The organism is Klebsiella sp. HN106, assembly GCF_051209435.1.
GTDB classification, from domain to species: Bacteria; Pseudomonadota; Gammaproteobacteria; order Enterobacterales; family Enterobacteriaceae; genus Klebsiella; species Klebsiella oxytoca.
Genome location: NZ_JBLURD010000303.1, coordinates 1 through 278, shown reverse-complemented (window position 1 = coordinate 278; position 278 = coordinate 1). Strand labels below are relative to the sequence as shown.

Here is a 278-nt window from a genome sequence, read left to right as displayed (position 1 = left end):
CAGGCGACGACGCATGGTCATCACCACTTTGCCGGAAACCCAGGAAATACAATAGCTCGAGATGTAGCTGGTGATCCCACGCAGCACCATCAGGCCGATAACCACCAGCGGCATCCATAGCAGCACTGAGCGATCCGTTTTACCAAAACCATCATCCAATAACGGTTTAAGAAGCGATAACATGAAGGTGTCACTGCCCGCGTTAAGCACCAACGCCACCGCCGCTACGATTAGCCCGGCTTTAAACGGCGCGATAATCGGCCAAAGTCGGCGGAAGG

At 54.3% G+C, this 278-nt stretch carries 1 protein-coding gene; it reads right to left on the bottom strand.

Going from position 1 to position 278, the window contains the following annotated elements; genetic code table 11:
* The coding region (locus tag ACSIPU_RS31315; RefSeq protein ID WP_435322599.1) for an ABC transporter transmembrane domain-containing protein at positions 1 to 278 on the bottom strand (278 nt) is incomplete at both ends.